General features: G+C 57.8%; 23 protein-coding genes. 11 read left to right on the top strand and 12 right to left on the bottom strand.

All coding sequences use genetic code 11. From position 1 onward, the window contains the following. Nucleotides 1–3: 3 nt before the first annotated feature. The gene (locus QP027_RS02005) at nt 4–555 is read right to left on the bottom strand and encodes a DUF4126 domain-containing protein (RefSeq protein WP_284825586.1); all 552 of its coding nucleotides are present in this window, start codon (nt 553–555) and stop codon (nt 4–6) included. 126 nt (nt 556–681) lie between these two features. Here QP027_RS02005 and QP027_RS02000 point away from each other — a divergent pair, with 126 nt between their 5' ends. Continuing rightward, a complete protein-coding gene (locus QP027_RS02000) occupies nt 682–2871 on the top strand; it encodes an NADP-dependent isocitrate dehydrogenase (RefSeq protein WP_284825584.1) in 2190 nt (729 codons plus the stop codon). Here QP027_RS02000 and pdxS read toward each other — a convergent pair whose 3' ends face one another. Beyond that, on the bottom strand, nt 2872–3744 hold the full coding sequence (pdxS, locus tag QP027_RS01995) for a pyridoxal 5'-phosphate synthase lyase subunit PdxS (RefSeq protein WP_284825583.1): 873 nt from the start codon (nt 3742–3744) through the stop codon (nt 2872–2874). A gap of 81 nt (nt 3745–3825) precedes the next feature. On the opposite strand from pdxS, the gene pdxR reads away from it, so the two are divergent. The 4 genes from pdxR to metX all read left to right on the top strand — a co-directional run bounded on the left by pdxR (nt 3826) and on the right by metX (nt 8345). Continuing rightward, nucleotides 3826–5160, top strand: a complete 1335-nt coding sequence (gene pdxR, locus QP027_RS01990; RefSeq protein WP_284825582.1) for a MocR-like pyridoxine biosynthesis transcription factor PdxR — start codon at nt 3826–3828, stop codon at nt 5158–5160. Continuing rightward, nucleotides 5157–5756 (top strand): MBL fold metallo-hydrolase, encoded by a 600-nt coding sequence (locus tag QP027_RS01985; protein WP_284825580.1) that lies wholly within the window; start codon nt 5157–5159, stop codon nt 5754–5756. Before pdxR ends, QP027_RS01985 begins: the two co-directional genes overlap by 4 nt. A gap of 124 nt (nt 5757–5880) precedes the next feature. Further along, a complete protein-coding gene (locus QP027_RS01980; RefSeq protein WP_284825579.1) occupies nt 5881–7209 on the top strand; it encodes an O-acetylhomoserine/O-acetylserine sulfhydrylase in 1329 nt (442 codons plus the stop codon). Further along, nucleotides 7203–8345 carry a homoserine O-acetyltransferase MetX gene (metX, locus tag QP027_RS01975; RefSeq protein ID WP_284825577.1) on the top strand — a complete coding sequence of 381 codons (1143 nt, stop codon included), beginning with the start codon at nt 7203–7205 and terminating at the stop codon, nt 8343–8345. Before QP027_RS01980 ends, metX begins: the two co-directional genes overlap by 7 nt. On the opposite strand, the gene QP027_RS01970 is transcribed toward metX, so the two are convergent. After that, nucleotides 8342–8665 carry a DUF3017 domain-containing protein gene (locus QP027_RS01970; RefSeq protein ID WP_284825576.1) on the bottom strand — a complete coding sequence of 108 codons (324 nt, stop codon included), beginning with the start codon at nt 8663–8665 and terminating at the stop codon, nt 8342–8344. The genes metX and QP027_RS01970 overlap by 4 nt on opposite strands. Beyond that, nucleotides 8658–9506: a bifunctional methylenetetrahydrofolate dehydrogenase/methenyltetrahydrofolate cyclohydrolase gene (locus QP027_RS01965; protein WP_284825575.1), complete on the bottom strand. Its 849-nt coding sequence runs from the start codon at nt 9504–9506 to the stop codon at nt 8658–8660. Before QP027_RS01965 ends, QP027_RS01970 begins: the two co-directional genes overlap by 8 nt. 24 nt (nt 9507–9530) lie before the next feature. Between QP027_RS01965 and QP027_RS01960 the strand changes: the two genes are divergently transcribed. Next, nucleotides 9531–10001 (top strand): tRNA (cytidine(34)-2'-O)-methyltransferase, encoded by a 471-nt coding sequence (locus QP027_RS01960; protein WP_284825574.1) that lies wholly within the window; start codon nt 9531–9533, stop codon nt 9999–10001. A gap of 110 nt (nt 10002–10111) precedes the next feature. After that, nucleotides 10112–11347 carry an HNH endonuclease signature motif containing protein gene (locus QP027_RS01955; protein ID WP_284825572.1) on the top strand — a complete coding sequence of 412 codons (1236 nt, stop codon included), beginning with the start codon at nt 10112–10114 and terminating at the stop codon, nt 11345–11347. Here QP027_RS01955 and QP027_RS01950 read toward each other — a convergent pair. The 5 genes from QP027_RS01950 to QP027_RS01930 are packed head-to-tail and all read right to left on the bottom strand — an operon-like array spanning nt 11344 to nt 17508. Beyond that, nucleotides 11344–11985, bottom strand: a complete 642-nt coding sequence (locus tag QP027_RS01950; RefSeq protein ID WP_284825571.1) for an MOSC domain-containing protein — start codon at nt 11983–11985, stop codon at nt 11344–11346. The genes QP027_RS01955 and QP027_RS01950 overlap by 4 nt on opposite strands. Beyond that, a complete protein-coding gene (locus QP027_RS01945; RefSeq protein ID WP_284825569.1) occupies nt 11982–13268 on the bottom strand; it encodes a PH domain-containing protein in 1287 nt (428 codons plus the stop codon). The genes QP027_RS01950 and QP027_RS01945 overlap by 4 nt, the downstream gene beginning before the upstream one ends. Continuing rightward, nucleotides 13265–13714, bottom strand: coding sequence for a PH domain-containing protein (locus QP027_RS01940; RefSeq protein ID WP_284825567.1), 450 nt, complete (start codon nt 13712–13714; stop codon nt 13265–13267). Before QP027_RS01940 ends, QP027_RS01945 begins: the two co-directional genes overlap by 4 nt. Continuing rightward, entirely contained in the window at nt 13711–14376 is a 666-nt protein-coding gene (locus QP027_RS01935; RefSeq protein ID WP_284825566.1) for a metal-dependent transcriptional regulator, read from the bottom strand. The genes QP027_RS01940 and QP027_RS01935 overlap by 4 nt, the downstream gene beginning before the upstream one ends. A 9-nt stretch (nt 14377–14385) precedes the next feature. Next, nucleotides 14386–17508: an error-prone DNA polymerase gene (locus QP027_RS01930; protein WP_284825564.1), complete on the bottom strand. Its 3123-nt coding sequence runs from the start codon at nt 17506–17508 to the stop codon at nt 14386–14388. A 139-nt stretch (nt 17509–17647) separates the two neighbouring features. Here QP027_RS01930 and QP027_RS01925 point away from each other — a divergent pair, with 139 nt between their 5' ends. From QP027_RS01925 to QP027_RS01910, 4 genes are read left to right on the top strand one after another with little or no spacing between them, the layout of a single operon-like run. Next, complete coding sequence (locus QP027_RS01925) at nt 17648–18508, top strand: MetQ/NlpA family ABC transporter substrate-binding protein (RefSeq protein WP_284825563.1); 861 nt, start codon at nt 17648–17650, stop codon at nt 18506–18508. Then, nucleotides 18508–19536, top strand: a complete 1029-nt coding sequence (locus QP027_RS01920) for a methionine ABC transporter ATP-binding protein (protein ID WP_284825561.1) — start codon at nt 18508–18510, stop codon at nt 19534–19536. The genes QP027_RS01925 and QP027_RS01920 overlap by 1 nt, the downstream gene beginning before the upstream one ends. Continuing rightward, nucleotides 19533–20213 (top strand): methionine ABC transporter permease, encoded by a 681-nt coding sequence (locus QP027_RS01915; protein WP_284825559.1) that lies wholly within the window; start codon nt 19533–19535, stop codon nt 20211–20213. Before QP027_RS01920 ends, QP027_RS01915 begins: the two co-directional genes overlap by 4 nt. Nucleotides 20214–20223: 10 nt before the next feature. Then, nucleotides 20224–20994 carry an HAD hydrolase family protein gene (locus QP027_RS01910; protein ID WP_284825558.1) on the top strand — a complete coding sequence of 257 codons (771 nt, stop codon included), beginning with the start codon at nt 20224–20226 and terminating at the stop codon, nt 20992–20994. Here QP027_RS01910 and QP027_RS01905 read toward each other — a convergent pair. From QP027_RS01905 to QP027_RS01895, 3 genes are all read right to left on the bottom strand, one after another. Continuing rightward, nucleotides 20985–21914 carry a putative glycoside hydrolase gene (locus QP027_RS01905; RefSeq protein WP_284825557.1) on the bottom strand — a complete coding sequence of 310 codons (930 nt, stop codon included), beginning with the start codon at nt 21912–21914 and terminating at the stop codon, nt 20985–20987. The two genes, QP027_RS01910 and QP027_RS01905, sit on opposite strands and share 10 nt — an antisense overlap. Next, nucleotides 21915–23675: a GT4 family glycosyltransferase PelF gene (pelF, locus tag QP027_RS01900; protein WP_284825556.1), complete on the bottom strand. Its 1761-nt coding sequence runs from the start codon at nt 23673–23675 to the stop codon at nt 21915–21917. Between the two features lie 103 nt (nt 23676–23778). Beyond that, complete coding sequence (locus QP027_RS01895) at nt 23779–24693, bottom strand: sucrase ferredoxin (RefSeq protein ID WP_284826886.1); 915 nt, start codon at nt 24691–24693, stop codon at nt 23779–23781. Between the last annotated feature and the right edge of the window lie 63 nt (nt 24694–24756).

The raw sequence follows: 24756 nt of genomic DNA, 5'->3' as shown, positions 1-24756 counted from the left end.
TGCCTATGCTAGTCGAGACCGCACCTTGACTACCATCCACACCGCACCCGCGATGACTGCGACGAGCAGGATAAGCGCCAGGATCGGCGCGAGGATTCCCAGTACAGAAAGTGACAAGCTCGCAGCGTCGCCCACTGACGACACCACCACTGTGCCTGTGCCCAGCGTGCCCGCATCAACCACAGGCCTTGTCGTTGCTTTAGTAAGGTGCACAACCAGGGCAATCGCTACGCCCGCAGCGACCGCCCACCAATTGATCTCGCCGGTGCCATCGATCGCGGCACTCGAACCAAACATGATGCCGCCCGAAGTAGGCCTGATCAGTGTCTGAATGATGTCATTGACGGAATCCACCGCCGGGATTTTGTCTGCGACCAGCTCCACGATCAGGAGCAACGCGACGATTCCCAACAGAATCGGGTGCGCGAGCCACTCCCAGCCCGCAGGTAAAACCACGAGGTCGGAATAGCGGGCCAGCAGTCCAAAAACGAGCAGGGGGATATACGCGTTCAGCCCCGCAGCTGATGCAAGGCTAATGGCAGTCATGAGAGTCATAAGGGAAACCTTACTAGCCGTTCCGGGGGTACAAATCTATGATCTGTCCCACCTATCTGCGGGGATCGGGGGTGAGCAGGTACGCTGGCATGCTGAAGAATTATCACATATTTACAGGGAGTGACATTGGCTAAGATCATTTGGACCCGTACTGACGAGGCCCCGCTTCTGGCGACCTACTCGCTGAAGCCTATTGTTGAGGCTTTCGCATCCAACGCAGGCATCGACGTAGAGACCCGCGACATCTCTCTCGCAGGCCGCATCATCGCACTGTTCCCGGAGCGCCTGACCGAAGAGCAGAAGCTTTCCGACGACCTTGCCGCGCTCGGTGAACTTGCGAAGACCCCTGAAGCGAACATCATCAAGCTTCCAAATATCTCCGCTTCTTTGGTCCAGCTCAAGGCTGCTATCGCAGAGCTCAAGGCTGCTGGCTACGACATCCCTGAGTACGAAGAGGCTCCTGAGAAGTACGCCAATGTTATCGGCTCCAACGTGAACCCAGTTCTGCGTGAGGGCAACTCTGATCGTCGTGCGCCGCAGGCAGTCAAGAACTTTGTGAAGAAGCACCCGCACTCCATGGGCGCATGGTCCGCAGATTCCAAGACCAACGTTGCAACCATGGATGAAAACGACTTCCGCCACAACGAGAAGTCCGTCATCATGCCTTCCGCTGACACGCTCCAGATCAAGCTGGTCAAGGAAGACGGATCCGAGGAGATCCTCAAGGAGGAACTCAAGGTCCTTGAAGGCGAGGTCATCGACGGCACCTTCATGTCTGCGAAGGCTCTCGACGAGTTCCTGCTCGCCCAGGTCAAGCGCGCAAAGGAAGAGGGCATTCTCTTCTCCGCTCACCTGAAGGCAACGATGATGAAGGTCTCCGACCCGATCATCTTCGGCCATGTTGTGCGCGCATTCTTTAAGGACGTGTACGACAAGTACGGTGAGGAGCTCCTCGCTGCGGGCTTGAACGGCGAGAACGGACTCGGCGCAATCTTCACCGGTCTGGAGCAGCTGGACAACGGCGCTGAGATCAAGGCGGCTTTCGACCAGGCTCTGGCTGACGGCCCTTCCCTGGCAATGGTGAATTCCAACAAGGGAATCACCAACCTGCACGTTCCTTCCGACGTCATCATCGACGCTTCCATGCCTGCGATGATCCGCACCTCTGGTCACATGTGGAACGCAGATGACGCTGAGCAGGAAGCACTGGCTGTCATTCCGGACTCCTCCTACGCCGGCGTTTACCAGGTTGTCATCGATGACTGCAAGGAAAACGGCGCATACGACCCAACCACTATGGGCACCGTTCCAAACGTTGGTCTGATGGCTCAGAAGGCTGAAGAGTACGGCTCCCACGACAAGACTTTCAAGATTCCTGCAAACGGCACCGTCCAGGTAGTCAACTCCGCAGGTGATGTCCTCATTGAGCACAACGTAGAGGAGGGCGACATCTGGCGCGCATGCCAGGCCAAGGACGCTCCGATCCAGGACTGGGTCAAGCTCGCCGTCAACCGTGCTCGCCTGTCCGGCATGAAGACCATTTTCTGGCTCGACCCAGAGCGTGGTCACGACGCAAACCTGGCAACCCTCGTTGAAAAGTACCTCAAGGACCACGACACCGAAGGCTTGGACATCTCCATCATGTCCCCAGTCGAGGCAACCAAGGTCACCGTCGAGCGCATGCGCCGTGGCGAGGACACCATCAGCGTTACCGGCAACGTGTTGCGTGACTACAACACCGACCTCTTCCCAATCCTCGAGCTTGGCACCTCCGCGAAGATGCTTTCCGTTGTTCCGCTGATGGCTGGCGGCGGTCTCTTCGAGACCGGTGCAGGTGGCTCCGCTCCAAAGCACGTCCAGCAGGTTCAGGAAGAAAACCACCTGCGTTGGGATTCCCTGGGCGAGTTCATGGCGCTGGCAGAATCCTTCCGCCACGAGCTCAACGAGAACGGCAACGCGAAGGCTGGCGTTCTCGCGGACGCTCTGGACCGCGCAACCGAGTCCCTGCTCAACGAGGGCAAGAGCCCATCCCGCAAGGTTGGCGAGATCGACAACCGTGGTTCCCACTTCTACCTGGCCAAGTTCTGGGCAGACGAACTCGCAGCACAGACCGAAGACGCTGAAATTGCAGCAGCGTTTAAGCCTGTCGCTGAAGAGATCAACGCCAATGTTGAGGCGATCGACAAGGAGCTCCTCGACGCACAGGGAGAACCTGCTGACCTCGGCGGCTACTACTTCCCTAACGAGGAGAAGCTGTCCGCAGTCATGCGTCCTTCTGAGACCTTCAACAAGCTTATCGACGAGCTGAAGAAGTAATCACCAACCGCGTGAGGCGAGGCGGTGTGGCGCAGGAACGTCAGCGACGTTGATTCCCACCATCGCTTCGCCTAGTCCGCGCGACACCTCCGCGAGAATCGCCGGGTCGTCGTAGGCAGTCGCAGCCTTAACGATGGCCTTGGCGCGCGCCTCTGGGTTTCCGGACTTGAAGATTCCCGACCCAACGAAGATGCCTTCCGCGCCCATCTGACGAACGAGGGCTGCGTCGGCCGGAGTAGACACACCACCGGCAACGAAGAGCACTACAGGAAGCTTTCCTGTCTCCGCCACATTGCGAACTAAGTCATACGGTGCCTGCAGTTCCTTGGCAGCTACGAAGAGTTCGTCGCGATCAAGCTTTTCCAATCGTGAGATGTCCGCTTTGATTGTGCGCAGGTGACGCACGGCCTCGGACACATCGCCCGTTCCCGCTTCGCCTTTAGAGCGGATCATGGCCGCGCCCTCTGTGATGCGGCGCAAGGCCTCGCCCAGATTGGTCGCACCGCAGACGAACGGCACTGTGAAATCCCACTTGTTGATGTGGTGGGTGAAATCCGCTGGAGAGAGTACCTCGGATTCGTCGATGAAATCCACGCCGAGTTCGGCAAGAATCTGCGCTTCCACGAAATGGCCGATGCGCGCCTTCGCCATCACTGGGATCGACACAGCATTGACGATCCCATCGATTAAATCTGGATCCGACATCCGAGCGACGCCGCCTTGTGCGCGGATATCTGCCGGGACGCGTTCCAGCGCCATGACCGCGCTGGCTCCTGCATCCTCGGCAATCTTCGCCTGTTCGGCGTTGACCACGTCCATGATGACGCCGCCCTTGAGGTTGTCCGCGAGTGTTGAAGTCTTGATTTCAGTCATGAGATCTATCCAACACCGCCAAAGTGGTGCAACGCCAGATCCATTTTCCGCGAGTTGAAGTGGACCACTTATGCTGATGCCATGACGCTGCCCCTAAGAATCGCCGCCGAAATCCGCACCGCTGTTGCCAAAGGCGCGCTCCTGCCCGGCGACCCCGTAGAATCCACCCGCCAGGCGGCTCGTCGTCTAGGCTGCTCACGCGGAACCGTAGTCAACGCCTATGAACAACTCATCGCCGAGGGCTACCTCGTCGCCGAAGCCGGCTCCGGGACGCGTATCAACCCCGAGCTGACCACGCTGCATCCCACGCCATCTAGCTTGCCGGAGAGCAAGCCAATTGAGCCTTCCGCTCTGACCGAACTCACCCCTGGCCGTCCTGACGTCTCCGGCATCATCACCCCGGAGTGGCGCGCAGCTTGGCGCGAAGCCGCATCACACCCACCAACCCCAACCGACCCGCTCGGTTCGATGCCTTTTCGCCGAGAGATCGCCAACCACTTGCGGCTCATGCGTGGATTGATTGTGGATCCTGCACGAGTCGTCGTCACCGCGGGCGCGAGAGAGGGGCTGGCCCTATTCCTTCGTGCACTCCGCATCTCGAGCGTGGGTGTCGAGACCCCCGGATACCCCAGCCTGCGTCGTGTACCTGAGGTCTTGGGGTGCAATGTTGTCGAAGTTCCCGTCGATGAATCGGGCGTAACAGCTCCACGTAGCTCGCTCGAAGCGCTTCTTGTCACTCCGAGCCATCAGTACCCGCTCGGGGGATCGATGCCTGCGGCACGTCGCACCGAACTCGTCGCCTGGGCAAGAGACAACGACGCATGGCTGATTGAGGACGACTTCGATTCGGAGCTCCGCTATGTCGGGCATCCGCTTCCTGCCCTCGCCGCTCTCGCGCCCGAGAAGACGGTATTGCTCGGCACGTTTTCGTCGGTCATTTCTCCAGCGCTGGCATGCGGTTACCTGGTTGTGCCCGAGCAAACGCTCCCGTCTGTGGCCCAGATCAGAGCGATCCTCGGACAGCCCGCGAGTGCGATCACCCAGGAAGCACTTGCCCAGTTCCTGGCTAGCGGCGCTCTTCGTCGGCATACCGGCCGAATGCGAAAGGCCTATCAGCGTCGTCGCGACGTCTTGACCGGCGCCCTCGATGACTGCCCCAATCTTCAATTAGTCCCCGTCGTCGGAGGCTTACATGCGGTAATTCGATGCCTCGATGTCGATGCCTCCGACGTAGTCGCACGCTGCGCAGCCCAGGGCATCGGAATCACCGCCCTGCAGGATTATTGGGCCGGAGTCGGCGCTGACAACGGCCTGGTCTTAGGATTTGGACAGCTTGACGACGAGCACCTGCGCTTTGCACTTGATGTGCTCATCCAAGCGGCTTCCGCCTCTCCCCGGCTATCGTCGGGAACATGAACATCATTCTTCTCGGACATTCCACCGTTGCCGTCGATGCGCCAGAAGGCCGCTTTGTCATCGACCCAGGCAACCTAACCGATGACCCGCAATTAGAAAAAGCCCAGGCAGTTCTCATCACCCACATCCACCCTGACCATTGCGATACTGCAGCAATCCGAGCCTCGGGTCTACCGGTTTTTGGTCCGCACGCCGTAGTCGACGAATTGGGTACGGGCACCGTCGTCCGGTCCGGCGAGCAGATTACGGTGCTTGGCCAGGAAATCTCCTGTGTGGGAGAAATCCATGAGATGATCCATCCAGATCTTCCCCGTCCAGAAAACGTTGGCTATTTCTTTGACGGCGTTCTCCACCCCGGCGATGAATTCATCGAGATCGAAGGCGTGCGAACTCTTCTCATGCCGATTGCTTGCCCTTGGGTAAAGGGAGAGTTTGCTGCAAATTGGGCGCGTGAGATCAACGCCGAGCGAACGATCCCGATTCACGACGAAGTCTTGTCCGACAAGGGCCGCAACCTGTACGACAACGTATATGAGAACCTTGGCGTTCCAGGCTACACAAGGGTCCCCCAGGGAAAGAACTTCAAGACTGCTTAGTCTAATTATATTCATGCCCCTACCCCGAGGTTATTGGCGAAAATAGACCGCTTAGTTTGCACCGGCACAGCGTCGACGTACACTCTTACAAAACCGACGTAGTTTCATTGCAAGGAGGGCCACGATGCCTCAGTACGATAACGCCAACGCCTCTGAATGGGCTTTTGAGACCCAGTCCATTCACGCAGGTCAGCACTTAGATTCCGATTTCGGCGCACGCAATCAGCCGATTTACATGACCACCTCGTACGTCTTCGATGATGCACAACACGCGGCCAACCGCTTCAACCTTTCCGATGCCGGCCCGATTTACACCCGCCTGGGCAACCCAACGACCAGCGCTCTCGAGGACCGCATCGCAACCTTAGAGGGTGGCGTCGCAGCCGTCGCGTTTGCGTCCGGCCAAGCAGCCCAGACTTCTGCGCTGATCAACCTCGCGTCTGCGGGTGATCATATCGTGACCTCACCACGCCTCTACGGTGGCACTCATACCCTGTTCTTTACCACCCTCGCCCGTTTAGGCATTGAGGTGTCCTTCGTAGAGAACCCTGACGATCCTGAGTCTTGGCAAGCCGCGGTCCGCCCGAACACCAAGGCATTCTACGGTGAGACTTTTGGCAACCCGATCGCTGATGTCCTTGACATTCCAGCAGTAGCCGAGGTCGCACACAAGAACGCCGTCCCCTTGATCGTCGATAACACGATGGCTACCGCTGCTCTCGTGCGTCCGATTGAGCTTGGCGCCGACCTCGTTGTCGCGTCCTTGACCAAGGTCTACTCCGGCAACGGCTCCGTTATGGGCGGCATTGTCGTCGATGGTGGCAAGTTTGATTGGACAGTAGAGCGCGAGGGCGAACCTGTCTTCCCGTACTTTGTAAACCCTGATGCCGCGTACCACGGCCTGAAGTACGCAGACCTTGGCGAGGCAGCCTTCGCACTCAAGCTCCGCGCAGGCGTCCTTCGCGATACCGGCGCATCCCTTTCTCCATTCCATGCGTGGGTCACGCTCCAGGGCCTAGACACCCTGAGCCTACGAATTGAAAAGCACAACGAGAATGCACAGAAGGTCGCAGAGTTCCTCGCGTCCCACGACAAGGTTGAGTCCGTCAATTTCGCAGGCCTCGAAGCTTCTCCGTGGTTTGCAACCAAGGAGAAGCTGGGCCTCAAGTACACCGGCGCAGTTCTCTCCTTCAACATTGCCGGTGACCAGAACGACCGCACCAACGCTTGGGCATTTATCGATGCGTTGAAGCTCCACTCCAACGTCGCCAACATCGGTGACGTTCGCTCCCTCGTCGTCCACCCGGCATCAACCACACACTCCCAGTCCGACGAAGAGGGCTTGGCGCTCGCGGGCATTTCTCAATCCACCGTCCGCCTGTCCGTCGGCATCGAGAACGTCGACGACATCATCAACGATCTCAAGCTCGGTTTCGAGGCCGTCCAGTGCTAAATCTCCCCAAAGAGGGAGTTCTCAGCCACCAACCCATCGGCGATTTCATCACCGAGGCTGGTGCCGTAATCAACGACGCGACAGTTGCTTTCCAACGATGGGGCGAGTTTCGCGGTGACCCTCATGGCAAAAACAACATCGTGCTTGTCGAGCACGCCCTCACCGGCGATTCCGACGCCGCGACATGGTGGGAAGGGCTCATCGGTCCTGGCCTCGCTTTGGATACCGATGAGTGGTGCATCATCTGCACCAACGTCATCGGCGGCTGCTCGGGGACTACCGGCCCTACCAGCATCCATCCTGACGGCACGCCTTGGGGATCACGGTTTCCCGCTACCTCAATCCGCGATCAGGTCCGCGCGGAGCAAATCTTCCTAGAAGAACTCGGGATTACGCGATTTCACGCCGTCCTCGGCGGTTCCATGGGCGGTGCCCGCGCGCTTGAGTGGACGATTCTCTTCCCCGACGCCATGGGGTACGCCTGCGTCATCGCTGTTTCCGCGCGTTCCAGCGCTTGGCAGATTGGCATTCAGTCCGCCCAGATTTCTGCGATTGTCCGTGACCCAGCCTGGGCGAACGGCGATTATTACTCCACCGGTGCCTCCCCGCAGAACGGCCTCGCCGCCGCTCGTCGCATCGCCCACCTTACTTATCGCGGTGAGCAGGAGTTAGACGAGCGATTCGGCACCATCCCGCAGGCCGGAGAAAACCCGCTTGGAGCTTATCGACGAGACGATCAGCGGTTTGCAGTGCAAAGTTACCTTGATTACCAAGGAGACAAGTTAGTCGAGCGTTTCGATGCTGGGTCCTACGTCGCGCTGACCGACGCGCTCAACAGGCATGACATTGGCCGCGGGCGTGGTGGGTTGAACAAGGCCCTAGCTAGCTCAATCGTTCCGACCATGATTGTCGGAGTAGACACAGATATTCTGTATCCTTACCACCAGCAGGAACACCTATCACGCAACCTTGGCAACCTACTTGCGATGGCCAAGATTGTATCCCCTGTGGGACACGACGCTTTTCTCGTCGAAACGCGCCAGATGGATCGCATCCTGCGCAACTTCATCGCGCTTACCCAGCAAGTCCCCTCCCCGAATGAGCTTGCCGAGCGCAACGGTATCTATGACATCTAGCTACCCAGCGAGTCGATAGATACCGACATCCAAATCATTGCTGCGCCGAGAAGGCTGCTGAACAGCACATCAAACCGCCTCGACCGTACCGCGATGAGTCCGATCACTTTTGAATCGCAGGTTATCCGCAGCACTGCTACCCAGAGCATTGACGCGCCAAGGACAAACGTGGCTCGTCGCCAATGCTCTGTTAGCGCGTATGCCGTGGCCACAATCAATCCGACGAACAGCGCAACGACCCCGCCCCACTGTGCCCACTTGGGGAATACAGAAGGACGGTTGTCTAGGTCGTGTGGGTTGTCCAGCGAGAGGTTAGCCAAGCTGTTCCGCCCGTTCCACAACGTTGCGTACCAAGAACGCACGTGTGAGCGGGCCGACGCCACCTGGGTTCGGGGACACCGCGCCGGCAACCTCCCATACGTCTGGGTGAACGTCGCCAGTGGTTTTTCCGTCCACGCGTGAAACGCCCACATCCAACACAGCTGCGCCCGGCTTTACCATGTCCGCTGTGAGCATATGCGGGACGCCAGCCGCCGCAATAATGACGTCTGCCTCGGTGGTTTCTGCTTTCAGATCCTTGGTGCCGGTATGACATAGAGTCACGGTTGAGTTTTCGCTGCGACGGGTCAGGATCAAACCAATCGGACGACCTACGGTCACGCCACGGCCAATAACAACAACCTTCGCTCCATCGAGCTCCACGCCGAACCGCTTGAGTAGGTGAATCGAACCGTTTGGTGTGCAGGGCAGCGGAGCCGGCTCATTGAGCACCAGCTTGCCTAGGTTCACCGGATGCAATCCGTCCGCGTCCTTCGCAGGGTCGATGCGTTCTAGGATCGCGTTTTCGTCAATATGCTTCGGAAGCGGAAGCTGCACAATGTAGCCGGTGACCTCGTCGTCCGCGTTGAGCTCGTCGATAAGCGTTTCAACATCTTCCTGCGTTGCATCTGCCGGGAGCTGCTTTTGCACCGAGCGAATGCCCAGCTTCTCGCAATCCTGGTGCTTCATGCGCACGTAATTCTGCGACGCAGGATCCTCGCCGACCAGCACTGTCGCCAGCCCTGGGATGATGCCCTTTTCACGCAAAGCGGCAACGCGCACCTGTAGATCCGCGAAGATTTCGTCGCGGTAGAGTTTTCCGTCCAATTTGATAGCAGTCACGTTCCCTATCCTAGACTGAAGCGCGTGTCAGAATTGCATGTCATCTTCGATAATCCCGTCATCCCGCCGAATACTGGCAACGCCATTCGCATGTGCGCCGGAACGGGTGCCACACTTCACCTTGTTGAACCGCTGGGCTTCTCCCTCGATGACAAGCATCTACGCCGTTCAGGACTGGATTACCACGACCTCGCACACGTTGAAGTCCACCCTGATATCGACGCATGCTTCGATGCACTGCCAAACTCCCGCATTTTTGCATTTACGACGAGAGCTACCACCCGATTCACTGATATCGAGTTCCGCCCCGGAGATGCATTGCTGTTTGGCACGGAGCCTACTGGCTTGCCGGACGAGCATCTCGCGAAAACTCGCGTCACGGCCGAGCTGCGAATTCCGATGTTGCCTGCGCGACGCTCGATGAATCTGTCCAACTCTGCGGCCGTTGCGTGTTACGAAGCGTGGCGACAGCTCGGCTTTCCCGGCGGGGTTTAAGAATGTAACGCTTTGATAACAAACACGTTCCCGACTAGAACTACTGTTCGAATCGGGTATTGTTGAAGACAGAACATCAGAGCGATTCCACGTCAGGGGGTGACGTGTCCGTGTCTTCCAACTTTTATTCCATCTGCTCAACGCAGCATCCGCTAGCAATCCACCAAACAGAGATTCGCCGCGCCGAATACAACATGTGGCAAAGCATCTACGCCTCTGTCCAAACTCAAGCCGACGTTCGCGATTGGACCGAACACGCCGCATCCTTACGTGCGCACATCGGGGGCTCCGACCACGCCAATGCAAACAACCTTCTTGCGCTCGAGACGCTCGAGTACCTTCCGAATTTCTCAGCGCTAGTCGAATCGATGATGCATGTCAGCATCCATGTTTTACGTCGTATCGGTCTTACTCTTTGCTGCGATACCTTCTGGGGCGATACAGACAATCAGGCCTCAATTGACCAGTTTCTGGTCGAATTTCTTACGCCAACACGCCCAAATCAGGCGATGCCTGGCACGACGAAAATCTGCAATAAACTCACCGAGTTCCTCCGGCTACTTGCCGTTGAAGAAGGCACAGAACCCGAGGACCCTTATGCCAGATACTCGAATGTAGAGAATTCGGACGGCACGTTCACAGTTTCATCCACTTGGGATCCGGTTACTGCCGGGCGAGTCGACGCGCTCATCCGCAAGCACGCAGCGAACAACGATCTCACCTTGGCGGAAGCACACGCCGAGCTTTTGCTGGGCAAGGCCGATATCAAGATCGTCATGAACCTTTATCGTGCCTCCGACATAGTCGACTCTCCCGTCTGGATGCCTGGTGTCGGATTCCTCGGTCAAAGTGGCTCCGCTCTCGCCGACGAGTTGACCACCTACTCCCGCGACATTCTCGCGGCTGCAACCGAACAGACCACTGCCTATCGCGTCACTTCTCGGATCCGTGCCTACCTTGAGGGCCGCGACGGTACATGTCGCTGGCCTGGGTGCTCACGGCCTGCACACCGCACTGAGAAAGACCACCGCGTGAACTGGGACGAAGGCGGCCCAACTACGCCGTGGAATATGGTGTGCCTCTGCGCTCACCACCACAATCGCAAAACTGACGGGGTCATCAACTACATCCTCGACCCCATTACAGGTGATGTTTACTGGCTTTTTTCTGACGGCACTTGGTCAGTCGATGAAGCTTCGGGGCCTCTCGCACCCAAGAACGCACGTTGGATTAGCACACTTAACCACCGCAAACAACGTCGCAGGATGAGGAAAGGGCCACTACGCCCACCGAAAGACCCGCGACGGTACGCCAGCATCGGTGATCCCAACGCCCCGCCGTTCTAGCCAAAACGACGATCGAGACGATGCTGCAACATTGGCGGAAGTATCCGCGCTTCCCACACCTTTCTTGCTAGCTCCTGATCCCCCATCTTGGCTCGGAACGCCATTCCCATGGTGATGCCATGATCGGGGCGATCAAGGAGCTCTAAGCCGTCCCCGGCAACGATTTCACCTGGCTGGATCACGCGAAAGTACGCTCCGCAATCGCCACTTGCGGTGAACCGTTTCTGCCACTTGTCAACCCCAATCCAGCCCGCGAAAGTACGGCATGGACTGCGCGGAACCGACACTTCCAGGACAGTCGATCCCACGGCAATGCGCTGGTTAATCAACAATTCCGCGAGATCAATACCAGTTGTGGTGAGATTCTCCCCGAAGGAACCGCATGCAAACGAGCGATCAAGCTTTCGCTCCCACCAGTCCAAGCGTTCCCGCGAAAATGCGTAAACGGCTTTATGCTCACCGCCGTGATGCTCAGTATCACCGACTGTGTCCCCCGCGACACCGGAACCATCACCGTAGTTTGGTCCTGGCTTATCGACGACCAATCGCGCCACTGGACGCTTATCGATTCCACTAACCCGCTCTGCCCCACCTGGATCAAGGCGAGCGACCGCAACGTTGGTACTGAGAATCCTCATGTGCCCAGTGTAAGGCTTGGCAACTCACGTGTGCGTAGCCTGTCGACCAGAATCTCAGCTTCCTGGACGTCCATATCGCGAGCAACCATTTTCACGGGGCCAGGAACCAAGTCGAAGCGGACGTTCGACAGTCCCAACAGATTCTGAACTGGTCCTCGACGGAGCGACAACTCTTGGATGTGTTCGACCTCGATCATGGAGACACGCCGCACGAACTTCCCGCAATGAGTGATAGCAACGTTTCGATGCATCGTGGTCGCCTGTTGACGCAGGTCGATCGGTGAAACTATCCAAGCGCGCTTCGGAGAGGTGAACGTAGGATGTGTCGCTCCTTCGGGTGCAGCGTACCCCTCTAATTCGGCACGATCTAGGGCGCCCACGAGAGCAACAAGGCTCATTGCCTGCTCACGAGTACCCACCGGAAGAATCTTGGTAGTGCCAGAGCTTTTGTTTGACGCACCTCCATAGCCCGCAACAGAGACGGACACGCTCCACCACCCAAACAATCGCCACAACATGGGCTGCGAGATCGAGATTCCATGGAAGTGAGCAAGTGGGACGGATTGGCGTCGTCGAGAAGCAAGCCCGTACGACAGGTGCAGTACTTCGTCGTCTAAGCGTGCGTTGAAGCGCCATGAACGATCAATCATTTCCCAAGCAGGAGGAACGAAAGCTACCAATAATGGGATGATCGTGGCGGTAGCCAGCGGGGCCGCGAGCGTCAGCAAGATCCACACGATACCCACTGCAGTTGAGCCGCGAAGCAGCGCGCCGACGAGAGAGCGCATGATCGGGATCGGCTCGATGACATAATCTGGGTTCTCGATCGTCTCGCCACCGACTCGGATGAGAAGTTCCTCTCGGAGCGACTCGGCCTCGTGGCGATTGAGGTAGCCGATTTCGATTGCGGAGGAGGATCCGCCGGCGGTTTCGACGCGGACGGAAGCGAGTCCGAAAAGCCGGGCAATCAGTGGCTCGACGACATCGACAGCTTGGATTCGGTCGAACCTGGCCGTGCGCAAGTGCTTGGAGATGACACCGTGCTTAAGACGCACTTCCTCGTCGTCAAGCTGAAATCCGATTGCAGCCCACCAGATTTGCGAAACCACGAACACTGCCAAGAAAACTAGCGTTACGCCACCGACGATGTACCAGTTGAACGCGTCACTCAGTCGGTTGAGCATAGCCTCGTTGAGGTTCGCAAGGAGCGCTGCGGCGAGGGCGAGGAGAACCGTCCAGAAGCGCAACAGCGGAGTAAGCCGGTGAACGCGACGATATGTCACAGGCCGCTCATTCTCTCGCGGGCCTTCACTGTAAGTCGTTGGCGCAGAGCGTCAGCGTCGGCAGCGGGAAGGCCCTTAATCTTGGAGTCAGATGTGGAGGAGGCAGTGTGCAGGACGACATTCTTCAGCCCAAAGATACGCATGATGGGGCCGGCCTTTACGTCGACGAACTGGATGCGACCATATGGAACCACGGTGAATTTATGCCAGAAACGACCTTTGGCGATGAGCAACTCGTCGTCGGTTTCCTGCCATTTCATCAGTTTGACCTGGTTCGGAATCAGCCACGCCTCCCAAAGTGCAAGCATCGCCGTGGCTGCAATGCCAATCCACCACCACGCGTCAAAACGCCCGTACGCAATCACGAAGCCGATGAGCAAAAGCACGAGCCACAGCAAGCTGGAGAGGTACTTGACGTAGGTCAGTTTCGGCGAAACCGGGTTCATCGTGTGACTCGAATCGCGCCGAGGGAAGATTCGGACAGCGGGATGGTGTCACCGGAGCTGTTGGTCACCTGGAGGATTCCCGCGACCGCAGCTTCAGGCACTGTCAATGTAGCCTCGGGGATCAAGCCATGCGATGCCAGGTAGCGCAGGAGCTCGGGGTCGCTGTCATCGACTTGAGCAATCGTGACGGTTGCGCCCGGCTCAATTGTTGCAAGGGTGTGCACGTCCTGGCGAGGAAACGCACCGGTTGCATCCGGGATCGGATCGCCATGTGGGTCGCGGGCAGGATGCCCTAGGTAATCGTCGATACGCTTAAGCAGCAGGTCAGAGACACCATGCTCGAGCATGTCGGCATCGTCATGGACTTCATCCCAAGAGTACCCGAGCACTCGGACCAAAAACGTCTCGATGAGGCGGTGGCGACGCACCATCTGCAACGCGAGGTCTTTGCCCGAGGGGGTAAGCGTGACGCCCGCGTATGGCTCATGGTGGACCAGTTGTTGATGGCCCAGTCGCTTGATTGCCTCAGATGCGGTGGATGTCTTCTGCCCCACTCGCTTAGCGATTTCCCCCAACGCCGCAGGCCCACCGGTGTATTCGGTGATGTCCCAGACGACCTTGATGTAGTCTTGGGTGCGGTCAGGGAGATCACGAATGTGCATGCACTCATCCTAACGAAAGTCCCTTGAGCCCCGCGAAAGCACTTCGCCCAGCTCTAGTGGCTCGAGCTTGTCCGCGACCACGGTGACCGCGCCGGAGGCATTTTGCACGATGCCACGAACAACCAGCGCGCGAGCGGTCCGTGCGAGGATGCGATGCCGCTTCCACAATCCAGGGGTCACCATTACGTTGATCAGACCAGTCTCGTCCTCCATCCCAAGAAAAGTCACACCCGACGCTGTTTGCGGCCGCTGCCTATGCGTTACCACCCCGCCGACACGAATCCGGCTGCCGTCTTCGGCCGTGCGCAGATCAACGGCGGAAAGGATCCCCCGCTGAGTCAGACTTTCTCGCAGATATGCAATCGGTTGAGTCTCGGGCGTCACTCCAGTAGCGACAACATCTGCCGCGAGCAGTTCCAGCGCAGTCATCCCCGGCAATGCGGGGGCCTCGATGGCGCTGATGTGCGGAAGCATTCCTTCTTGCTCGGTCGCTGCCACTCCTGCCTGCCACAACGCTTGCCGACGATCCACCCCGAAACAATCTAACGCCCCCGCACGGGCAAGCGCCTCTACATGCTCAACTGTGAGGTCCGCACGACGAGAAAGGTCAGGGATCCCCCTATAAGGCTGGTGGCCCTCGATTCGTTGGGCAGGTTTCTCCCCAAGACCATTGATTAGGTTCAGCCCCACTCGGATGGTGGAGGAATCGATGACACGCGCCTCGCAGCCAGAATCATTGACAGATACGGGAAGGACGGTCACCCCGTGGCGTCGGGCATCCTGGATCAGCGACTGCGGGGAATAGAACCCCATCGGCTGCGCGCGCAACAGGCCCACGCAAAACTCCGCAGGGTGATAGCACTTGAACCACGCCGAGAAGAACACGATCGAGGCGAACGACTGCGAGTGCGATTCCGGAAAACCGTAGGCGGCAAACGCTACGATCTTGTTCCACAGCTTCAGCGAGGTGTCATGGTCAATGCGGTTGGTGTCCCAGCAGCCATCAAAGAACCGCTGCCGGAGTGCTTCCATCTTTGCGGGTGAACGTTTGGACCCCATGGCTCGTCGTAAAGCATCTGCCTCGGTGCCGGAAAAGCCCGCGGCATCCACTGCGATTTGCATGAGCTGTTCTTGGAACAGTGGGATTCCCAGTGTCTTGCCCAGCGCTTTCTCCAACACGGGGTGGTCATAAGTCACAGGCTCCTGGCCATCACGGCGACGCAGATACGGGTGCACGCTGCCGCCTTGGATCGGACCGGGACGAATCAGTGCGACCTCCACCACAAGGTCGAAAAATGTGCGCGGCTTCAAGCGCGGGAGAGTGGAAAGCTGTGCGCGGGACTCAACCTGGAACACTCCCACGGCATCGGCGCGGCACAACATGTCGTACACATTGGCATCTGCAAGGTCGAGGTCCCAGAGGTTCACGCGCCGCCCCGTGGTCTGTTCCACAAGGTCGATCATGTGATGCAGCGCCTCGAGCATGCCCAAGCCGAGGAGGTCGAACTTGACCAGGCCCGCAGAGGCGCAATCGTCCTTGTCCCACTGCACCACCGAGCGATCCTCCATGCGTGCCCACTCGGTGGGAACAACGTCCGCGATGGGGCGATCACAGATCACCATGCCACCGGAATGGATTCCTAGGTGGCGAGGCTGCCCCTTAAACTCGGCAGCCAGCTCAGTGACATCGTTGGGCGGATCGGTCAGCCCCTTTGACCACGAATCCGCCGCGCCCTGCGGGTAGCCCAGCGCGCGGGCGGCATCACGCACAGCGCCTTTCGTGCGGTACGTAATGACATTGGCTACCTGCGCCGCGTTATCTCGGCCGTATTTGGTGTACACATACTGGATGACCTGCTCACGGCGACCAGATTCGATATCAATGTCGATGTCCGGTGGCCCGTCGCGCTCCGGAGAAAGGAAGCGCTCGAACAGCAAACCGGCGCTGATCGGCTCAGCATTAGTGATCCCCAGTGCAAAACACACAGCGGAATTCGCTGCGGAACCTCGTCCCTGCGCCAGGATGTTATTCTCGCGACAAAAATCCACCAGATCCGTAACGATCAAGAAATACCCTGGAAAATTGAGCTGTTGAATGACGCTCAACTCGTAATCGATCTGCCTTTCGGCACGTTCGCGCACTTCAGCGGAACGATTCTCGTAGCGGTGCTTACCCCTTTCCCGCACAAGCTGTCGCAGCCAGCTCATCTCATCATGCCCCGGAGGCGTTTCGCATTCGGGGAGATTCGGCGCGACAAGATTCAGGGTGAAAGCGCATTCATCTGCAATCGCAACGGTGTGGGCGATCTGCGCTGCTCGATCGGGAGCCATCGCAAGGATTTGCTCGCCCGAGCGGAGCCAATTGGCTCCCATTGGATGCAGACTACTGTGGGCCTCCGCAACCGATTGCCTGCGCGCCAACGACCGCTTTGCCACCGCCAGGCCGGTCTGGGCTCTCGTCGCCGCCGCGGGTTGAGCAGTGACAATCCCAGGAACGTGCGGGTAAGCATCAAGAAGCGCGTGATGATCCGCGTCCTCCGGAGTCATCGACACTTCATATTCCAAAACCACTCGGTCTAACCCAAAAACGTCGATCATATGATCGATCTGCCCCGCCCATTGCCAACCAGCCAGCACATAACATTCCCCCGCCAAGCGTTCCGCGATTTCGCTTAACGACGAATAGTTCACCTTCCCCTTCTCGCCGGTCAGCATATGCGCGTCCGCCATCAGACGCGAAAGCCGTTTATACCCCTCGGGACTGCGCGCAAGCACAGGAAGGACCCGATCGCCAAGTGTGAGTTCCGCCCCGAAAATTGTCGGCAGATCAAGCTTGGCCGCAGCCTCCGCAAACTTCACCGCGCCGTAAAACCCATCACGATCTACCAGCGCCAATGCATGGAGGCCAAGCTCTTTAGCGCGCCGCACGAGGTCTTCCGGCTCACTCGCGCCACCGAGAAAGCTATAAGACGAGACCGCATGCAGTTCGGCGAACGGAACAATTGAAGATCCGGAGACGTAGGCCTCGTCGTCAAGCAGGTGCTCTACCGAGACTGGCGTGGGCGAAGGGCGGCCCGACAGAATGCGTTCGAGCCGCGACCACGAGAGCGGTGCACCACCGTTAAACCTCATGGAGGAAAGCGTAACCCATTTCGAACATTTGTGCTATATTTAATTATATTCAACCTTTAGACCCCAACTAGACTAAGCTGTCCGTTAAGTGCTAGGTTGACCCCCATCGAAACACGTTAAATCACCAAGGAAGTTACCCATGCGTTTTACACGAATCGTTGCAACCGCCGCAGCGGCAACCATCGCTGCAACCGGACTTGTCGCCTGCTCCGGCGCTGACGACAGCTCCACCATCAAGATCGGTACCACCGACGCGGACCAGAAGGCTTGGTCAGTCTTTACCGACATCGCGGCTGAAGAAGGCATCGAACTCGAAGTAGTCCCATTCTCTGACTACTCCCCCGTCAACGAGGCTCTCGCGCAGGGCGAACTCGACGTGAACAAGTTCCAGCACATCAAGTACCTCGCTGAATACAACGTCGGCTCCGGCCAGGATCTCAAGATCGTCGGATCCACCGAGATCTACCCACTGGCACTGTTCTGGAAGGATCACTCCTCCATCGACGGCATCGACGGCGAAGAGGTAGCGATCCCGAACGACCCATCCAACCAGGGTCGCGCAATCAACGTTCTCGTACAGGCTGGCCTCGTCACCCTCAAGGAAGGTGAAGTAACCGACCCAACCCCAGCCGACATCGATGCGGCAGCTTCCAAGGTCAAGGTCACTCCGATCGACGCAGCGCAGACTCCAACCGTATTCAACGAGGGCAAGCCAGCGATCATCAACAACTCCTGGCTCGACCGCGCGGGCATCACCCCAGATGAGGCGGTCTTCGAGGACGATCCGAACTCCACCCAGGCAGAGCCATACATCAACGTATTCGCTTCCCGCTCCGAAGACATCGACGACGAAACCCTGAACAAGCTCGTCGAGCTGTGGCACTCCGCCGAGGTCATGGCCGCAGTAGACGAGGACTCTAAGGGCACCGCCGTAGAGGTCTCCCGCGACAAGGAAGAGCTCAACGACGTCCTCGCACGCCTTGAGGAAGAAGCCAAGTAGTGAGTTCCACCGGCACACGGATCGAATTCCGAGACATCACCAAAGTCTTCACCTCCGGATCACAGGAGATCAAGGCCCTCGACAACATCACGCTCACCGTCGAACCTGGCGAGGTACTCGGCGTCATCGGATACTCCGGTGCCGGCAAATCCACCCTCGTCCGCCTCATCAACGGCTTGGACACCCCCACATCCGGTGAGCTTCTGCTCGACGGCACCGACATCGTCGGCATGCCCGAATCAGAGCTGCGTGGCATCCGCCGCAACATCGGAATGATCTTCCAGCAGTTCAACCTGTTCTCGTCTCGCAACGCCGCTGCGAATATCGACTACCCACTCAAGCTCGCAGGAATGGACAAAGCTAAGCGGAAAGCGCGCGTGGCTGAACTTCTCGATTTCGTCGGACTTGGCGACCGCGGCAAGAACTACCCCGAGCAGCTCTCCGGTGGCCAGAAGCAGCGCGTGGGCATTGCACGTGCTTTGGCGACCAACCCAACGCTCTTGCTTGCCGACGAAGCAACAAGCGCCTTGGACCCCGAGACCACGCAAGAAGTACTTTCGCTGCTACGCCGCGTGAACGAAGAACTCGGTCTTACGATTGTCGTCATCACACACGAGATGGATGTCGTGCGTTCCATCGCCGACAAGGTCGCAGTAATGGAAGACGGACGCATCGTGGAATATGGCAGCGTCTACGAGGTCTTCTCCGACCCACAGACGCATGTGGCGCAGCGCTTCGTATCTTCGTCGCTACGCAATACTCCAGATCTAGTCGAAGCTAAGGACCTCCTCGCCCACGAGGGCAGACTGTTCACCATCGATCTCACTGAAAACTCCGGATTTTTCGAAGCCGCCTCGGCGCTGAAGGACAACGGTGGAAGCATCTCGATCGTGCACGGTGGCGTGACAACGCTGCAGCAACACTCCTTTGGCAAGATGACCGTTCGTCTAGGAGGAAATCCAGAGGCAGTGAACAATTTCTACAACTCACTGCAGCACACCACCGAGATCAAGGAGATTGTGCGATGAACCAGATGATCCTTGCTGAAGCCGATTGGGACCGCCTTGGCCCCGTATACGTCGACGCGATCGTCGACACGCTGTACATGGTGGGCATCACGATGGTTGTTGGCGGATTCCTCGGCCTTATCTTGGGTACGCTGCTGTACACGACACGCCCCAGCGGAATCCTGAAGAACAAAGCCATTTACTGGACCATCAACGTCCTAGTGAACTTCTTCCGCCCCATCCCTTTCATCATCATGATCGCAATGTTGTACCCGCTCACAATCAACGTGGTGGGCACCTCCATCGGGCGTGATGCGGCGACATTTGTCATGTGCTTTACAGCGACATTCACGGTTGCGCGTATCGTCGAGCAGAACTTGGTCTCGATTGATCCGGGCATGATCGAGGCAGCTCGTGCGATGGGTGCTGGACCGTGGAAGATCATCACGTCGGTGATTTTGCCGGAAGCTCTCGGCCCGTTGATTCTGGGCTACACCTTTATCTTCATCGCGGTGATTGATATGTCCGCGATGGCTGGCTACATCGGCGGTGGTGGCATCGGTGACTTTGCCATTGTCTACGGCTACCGTTCCTTCGAACCACAAGTTACATTCGCCGCGGTGCTCGCGATTGTCGTGATCGTGCAGCTTGCGCAGTTCCTGGGTAACTGGCTCTCCAAAAAGGTGATGCGCCGATAAGGTAGGCGGCATGCCTGTCAAAATTGCCGCCCTAGATTTCGACGGAACACTACACCGCGGTGGAACCATTGCCCCACAAGACATCGCAGCAATTGATGCCTGGCGTAAAGCCGGGCATCTTGCCATTTCTGCTACCGGGCGATCACGCTCGTCGCTTACGCGGGGCCTTACAGGGCTTAACCGCACCTTCGACTACAACGTACTTTCCAACGGCGGATCCTCTACCGATGCCGAAAACAACCTGCTCTTCGGCCACCCACTGCCAAGCTCGGCGGTACGTACACTGGTGTCCACGTTTCACCAGCTTGATGGATTAGCGGTCTACGGCACCACCTTGGGCGATAACGACGGCGTGTTCAGCAACAACACTGGCCAGAAAAGAAACAAACTCACCGAGGGTTTCATCGAGATGACAGTTGACGATATCCCCTTCCATGACTTCGCCGTGGTGCCATTCTGGGTACCCACGGATATGAATCTGCGTGAGATAGTCATTGACTGGATTCGCAAGCATCTGCCACACGTAGCAATTACGACGAACCACAACTTCATCGACATCATGGCTGCGGGAGTAAACAAGGGTAGCGGGATCCAGCAGCTCTTGGCCTATCTGGGAATCAATGACTACGAGTTGTACACCTTCGGTGACTCGTGGAATGACATCCCCATGCATGAAATCGCGCACCGCTCGCACAGTTTCGACTTCTCTCCTACTGATGTGAAGGATGCGTCGCATCAGGTCATCAGACGCGTCTCCGACTGCCTGATGGACTACGCGTAAATCTCGATCGATCCCGTCAAAGTATTCAGATCGACCACAGCCCGACCGCCAGTGAATTCGCGGGAATACTGGCCCGGCTCATGGGTTGTGAACAAGGGCGATAAAGGATCGCCAAGGTCAACGTCGCCCAAAGGAGTCCACGGCATGGCGTCCGCGTGGTCATTCCATGTGGCTGTCACCGCAAGATCGGCCTGCGGTGCGAACACCCAGGCTGCTGCTAGGGCGAGTTCAACGTTGGTTCCAGGGATGCGCGCGATCACCAAACCGGGCCCATGGAGTTGATCTACCTGCGCAAGCATGTCGTCGAGGGATAGGCGCTCCCCTGGCTCGGTGCCCCAGGCGAAAAGACATTCTTCAAAGCCACCACCGAACCTCGCGTGTGAGCGCCAACGACCGGGTTTGACACGGCCTTCAGCGATATTCGGGATCAGTAATTTTCCACGGTCATTCAACGCTTGACCAGCCTTGGTGATCAACGCATCAAGCCCCCGACGCATCAGTCGGATGTCGATGCCTGTGCCGTAATAGTCGTCGAACACATCGTTGTCTGCAAAGACACCGTCGAAGGGGCTTTCGTCGATGAGCGAGACCACGTTGTTTACCCAAGCGTCGGCGTAGTCGTCTCGCCACACCTCCTGTTGGAAATGGCCGGGATAGCCCTGCCATTCCATACCAGTGTTGGTTCCCAACGCGGAAGCTTGCGCAGCAGACAGCCCTGAGCTGAAAACTGGTCCGGGCTCGTAAACCCGCACGCTGGAAAGGCACTGGTACGCCAGCACGGTAGTGCCGTGCTCAGAGAGGTAGCGTGCGGCCTCGGTTTCCCAAGGCTGAACGATTGCTACTCGGAATTTCCCGGCGGCTTGCTGCACCTCTTCCGGCTCAATCGGATTACCGTTTCTCAACCAAGCAAGGCATGGCATCTAGAATCCTAGAAGTCGGCGTCTGAAGTAGCTGCCCCCGAACAGGCTTCGCTTTCTGCCCGGATAGACCTCGATAGGATCCCTGCGCGGTGCGGGTGACTCGGGCAGCATCGGCTCGCGTTGACGCTCGCCACGTGCGCGACGCGATTGGGGAAGCTCGTGCTCGGAAGTTCTGCCTGGCACGAGCGGGGTGCCAGCTCCAAGTTCGCGGTACAAGGAGTTGTAGCGCTTCATGATCTTTTCCATCATGAACGCGGCGCGCACACGTTCCAAAGCGTTTTCGTGGAACGTCGTATACAAGCCAGGGGTTGCGATGAGTTCCTCGACTGCATCGGCAAACGCAGACACATCGCCGGGGGCCACCAGGCGGCCTGCGGGACCGATGGCGGTGCCGTCGTCGGCACGCAGTGGGCGCGTGACAGTCATCGCCATGCCGCCGACTTCGGTGCCGATCACAGGGAGTCCAGCAGACATCGCTTCGAGGACGACGATCGGCTGGCCTTCGTTATAGCTAGAAAGGACTAGCGCGTCATAGTCGTGGAGGACTTCCGGGACGACTTGTGTACCGCGGAAGCGAATGATTCCTTCGAGATTGCGCTTTGCTACGTGCTGCTGGCACTTTTCGGCGTACTCGAGATCATGCTCAAGTGGGCCGAGGATGTCTAAGGAGAGGTTGTTAATGCCGCGGTCCCGCAACACCGCAATGGAGTCGATCATCTCGATAATCGCCTTAATCGGGACGACACGGCTGATCGCAACAAGATTCCAGTGGTGGTGCGCGCCTGCTGCGATATCAGCAACGACGTCTTCACGTTCGCGGCGAGTGTGCTCGAATTTTGACCACTCAAGGCCGTTGGGAAGGATCTCGGCTTTGGACTCGTTCGCACCCAGCGACTGAGCTTCGCGCACCGCACCTGGGTACAAGTAGGTCAAGTGATCGGCTGCTGGGTAGGCCCACGCGCCAAGCGCGGTCCACCACAGGGCCCACATCCGCTCGGTAGTCGTGGTCGGCAGTTCTTTCCAGCTGTCTTGAGTCACGATTTGATCTTGACGACGACCAAACAAGGCGTTGATGGTATCGCGAATGTGCAGGTTGTGTTCCGTGAGCAGGACTGTCGCCTCGTGTTGGCGAGCAGCGCACGCAGCGACGAGTGCCGCGTAGCCCTGAGTATGTGCGTGGTAAACGTGCGCTGGGGCGTGTACCCGATCCATTAGGGCGTAGGACAATGTGAAGAAGTCACGAAGAGTCCAGAAGAGTTGTCCGATACTAGTGTCATCGTCGTTCGGCAGCATGCGCATAATGCTGTCCATGAATGGTTTGGTCGACAGAACTGGCCAGAGGCGCCACGTGCGGGTCTGCGGGTTGATTGCTTCGTCGTAAAGCTCCCACATCGGCTGTGTTTTGCCGTTGCTCAGCGAGCGTGCTGCGCGAAGGAGTTCGTTGGTGGCCTCTTTGGCGTCAAGTTTTGGCCGGTCGAACATCTCAAGGAAGTCTTGCTTGAACTCGTTGAGCGACAGGTAGATGACGTCGACCCAGGCGACGTTGGCGGGCATGCCATAAATGTCTTTGCCCACGGTTTTGGAATCCCACGAAATGTGTATCACGCCGAAAGTGAGATCGGGATTATTCACCACAATATCGTGGACAACTGCCGAAACTCCGCCCTTCAGAAATGGGTAGGTGGACTCCATGACGAGGGCAACGTCAACGCAAGGGAGGTCAAAGTCGTCACCGGGAAAACGGAAAACAGGTCCGCTCACGACAACACCACCTCTCCTGCGACGACAAGCAAGCTCTAGTCTATATTATGCAATAACTTAGGCCATTTCCTTAAGTTATTCTTTTCTTAATATTTTCTTTCGGCTAATTAATTTGCGTAACGGACTCGACTTCCCACACGTCCGCCTGTTTTGGTTCTGCGCCGCATGAAGAAATGACCCCATCGACCGTGCGCGCACTTAGGACCACAGTGTAATTATCACCAGTATCGATATCTGTAACGCCAACCGTTGCGACTCCGGCAATGGCAACTACTGCGTCATCCCCTACATCGAACTGCCCATATCGCACAGGTTTACCGGCCTGGGAAAGCTGACGAGCAACCGCGATCTCGGCAACTTGGCCTGTCGGACTGAGTGTGCCTCGTCCGCGATTACCAGGGACAAAGTACTCCCCCGCCAATGCAGCTTGAAGCATCGCAAGAGTCGCTGTCTCATTCATCCGTCCGAAACTGTACCCCCACGGTATCAGCAGCAGTGATGGCGCAAAGCGGTGTCCTTTTGTGTGCGATGTTTCCCACACCACGTCGCCATTCTCTGCGAAGGGGTACATCGACTCCATTTCCATCACCAATGGGCGCCCCTTTATCGCGCAGCAGGCATCGCGCTTCGCATGGGTGCAGATCAGCAGAAGTGGTTTCTCCCGTTCCTCTGCACCGTTGCGGCCAGGCCCCGAAAGATCGAGGTGAAGAATTGCTCCCGGCCCATCGACGTGCAGAACTTCGGTGACTGCCTCGTCGGCGAAAACAAGATAGAGGTGGTGGTCCTTGATCTGGCGGCCTTCTCGCGTCGGATGACGGATCAATTGCAGGCTCGCACCATAGCTATCTAGGTGGGCTTTCAGTTTTTCGGTCAGCTCAGGGCCGAAGGTGCCACCGTCTAGAACATCGTGGCTCCACCCGCCTGTCCACTCAAAGATCACATAGACGCGCGCTCTTTTGGCAGTTCCTGGCAGAGGCTCAGGTGCTACGTCGGAGCACCTCACCATGGAATCCGTCATCTTGGCCATATTCCTAGGCTAGTAGTTTTGCAACGTTTCGGTTAAGTTTCCTGAATTACGCCC

It is taken from the genome of Corynebacterium breve, assembly GCF_030252165.1.
GTDB classification, from domain to species: domain Bacteria; phylum Actinomycetota; class Actinomycetes; order Mycobacteriales; family Mycobacteriaceae; genus Corynebacterium; species Corynebacterium breve.
Note: the sequence above shows the minus strand (reverse complement) of the source record. Positions and strands in the feature narration are given on the sequence as shown.